This window comes from Pseudomonas sp. (assembly GCF_050739995.1).
Taxonomy (GTDB): Bacteria; Pseudomonadota; Gammaproteobacteria; order Pseudomonadales; family Pseudomonadaceae; genus Aquipseudomonas.
Genome location: NZ_JBOICG010000683.1, coordinates 1 through 2,186 on the forward strand (window position 1 = coordinate 1; position 2,186 = coordinate 2,186).

The window sequence follows — 2,186 nt, forward strand, 5'->3', positions numbered from 1 at the left end:
GTGTGGTGGTGGGTTCGGCATTGATCGACCACATCGCCACTGCCAAAAATGATCAGCAGGCAATTGATGGCGTATTGAGCCTGTGCGCAGCGCTGTCGGAAGGTGTTCGCAGCGCCCGTAAGTAAACGCCGTGTAGCGGTAGGTAAAGTTCCTGATACAGAGGAATCATACGGGCGAATCAGTACCTAAACTGACAAGACCAAGGGATTTCGAACCCGGTTCGAAATCCCTTTTTTGTGCGTGCAGTACTGAGGAATACCCCCATGAAAATGCCTAAACGCTTGATCGCTGGCCTTGGCGTGCTGATGCTCGGCGCGAGTGCCCTGGCGCAGGCCGCGCCCTACGATGAGCGTGGCGGTCCCGGCCCCGACCGTGGCGGCCCTCAAGGTCAACATGAGCAACGCGGCGACGACCATCGAGGCCCGCAGAACAACCACCGTGGTGGCCCACCGGAAGACTTCGGCCCGGTGCGTCAGGTGATCCGGGATAACCACAACGACTTCCGCCGTGGCGCACCGCCGCCGCCCGGCGTGCGTCTGGTGCGTGGCCAGCCGCTGCCGCGCAACTACTACGGTGAGCGCTTGGACAACCGAGCCCTGGCCCACCTGCCGCAATACCCTGGATATGAATGGCGCCGCTCCGGTGGCGATATCGTATTGATAGCCATCGGCACCAGCATCGTCTATCAGATTCTGGATGGCGCGCTGTACTAGAGTGGGTCGCCGTTGTGGCGAGGGAATAAACGCCCTCGCCACAGGGTTTACCTAAAGCTCTATGCGCTCGACTTTGCCTACAAGCAATACGTAAGACAACGCCCCAAGCAACGCCAGCACCGCGATGTAAGTGATCGCCGGCGCAAACGAATCGCCACTGGCCAGAAAGCCAATCACAATCGGCGTGGCAATCGCCGACAGGTTACCGATGAAGTTGAACACACCACCGGTCAGCCCCAACAGGCGGGCTGGTGCCAGGGTCGACACCAGCGACCAGGTAATCGACGCCAACCCATTGCCAAAGAACGCCACTGCCAGGAACGCAATCACCCACGCTGTCGAGTCCACATAGTTGGCGCCGATGATTGCCGTGGAAATCAGCAACCCGCCAATGATCGGCAACTTGCGCGCAAAGCCCACCGACGCGCCGCGGCGAATCAGCCAGTCGGAAAAGATCCCCGAGCACAGCACGCCGACGAACGCCGCCAGGAAGGGCAGCGATGCGAGCAAGCCCGACTTGATGAAGTCCATGCCGCGATATTTCACCAGGTAGGTCGGGAACCACGTCAGGAAAAACCACAGCGTGGAGTTCAGACAGAACTGGCCCAGGTAGATACCCCAGAGTTTGCGCTTGCTCAGCACGATACCCAGGTCGACCCAACTGAATGGCGTCTTGGCGGTTTTTTCCTGCATGTCCACCAACCCACCACCTTCACGGATCAGGTCGATTTCAGCTGCGTTCGCGCCTTTGAAATCCTTTGGCTCGCGATACACCGCGTACCAGATCACCGCCCACAAGATCCCCACACCACCGGTGGCCACAAACACCATATGCCAGCCAAATGCATGCTGCAGCCAGGCCAGTACCGGCGTGAGAAACGCCAGACCGACAAACTGCCCGGAGGTGTAGACGCCAATCGCCGTGGCGCGCTCACGCTCGGGAAACCAAGTGGTGACCACGCGGCTGTTGATCGGATAAGCCGGAGCCTCCAAAGCACCCACCGCCATACGCAACACGAACAGCGCGATAAAACTGGCGGCAAAGCCGAGCATTACCGTGGCGACGGACCATAGCAGCAGGGCGGCCGTGTAGAGAATGCGCGGCGGCACGCGGTCCACCAGCCAGCCACCGGGGATTTGCATGGCAGCGTAGGTCCAGCCGAAAGCGGAGAAGATCAGCCCGACATGCACCGGGTCAATGCCCAGCTCACTGGTCAGGGCCGGAGCGGCAATCGACAGGTTGCTGCGGTCTAGGTAGTTGATCACCACGGTGATGAATAACAAAACCATGATGAAGTAGCGCTTTCGGGTAGGCGTGACTAAAGAAGCCTGTCCGGGGAAGGATTCAGGGTGCATGGGGGTGCCTCTTCTTATGTTTATTGAGGTCCGAATGGATCTGACTGAAGAAATCGAATCAAAATGTGGGAGCTGGCTTGCCTGCGATAGCGGTGTATCCGTGCCAGATGTGCACAC

2 protein-coding genes and 1 pseudogene are annotated in these 2,186 nt (G+C 59.3%); 2 read left to right on the forward strand and 1 reads right to left on the reverse strand.

From position 1 onward, the window contains the following. Both trpA and ACRESD_RS23150 read left to right on the forward strand, forming a co-directional pair. Window positions 1–125: pseudogene (gene trpA / locus ACRESD_RS23145) on the forward strand (tryptophan synthase subunit alpha); the annotation flags it as partial. A gap of 138 nt (window positions 126–263) precedes the next feature. Further along, window positions 264–713, forward strand: coding sequence for an anti-virulence regulator CigR family protein (locus ACRESD_RS23150; RefSeq protein WP_431753033.1), 450 nt, complete (start codon window positions 264–266; stop codon window positions 711–713). A 51-nt stretch (window positions 714–764) separates the two neighbouring features. On the opposite strand, the gene ACRESD_RS23155 is transcribed toward ACRESD_RS23150, so the two are convergent. After that, a complete protein-coding gene (locus ACRESD_RS23155; protein ID WP_431753034.1) occupies window positions 765–2,069 on the reverse strand; it encodes an MFS transporter in 1,305 nt (434 codons plus the stop codon). Between the last annotated feature and the right edge of the window lie 117 nt (window positions 2,070–2,186).

Excerpts from the sequence above, each read along its gene's own strand:
- ACRESD_RS23155 (WP_431753034.1), bottom strand. The coding sequence starts at position 2,069 with ATGCACCCTGAATCCTTCCCCGGACAGGCTTCTTTAGTCACGCCTACC.
- ACRESD_RS23150 (WP_431753033.1), top strand. The coding sequence starts at position 264 with ATGAAAATGCCTAAACGCTTGATCGCTGGCCTTGGCGTGCTGATGCTC.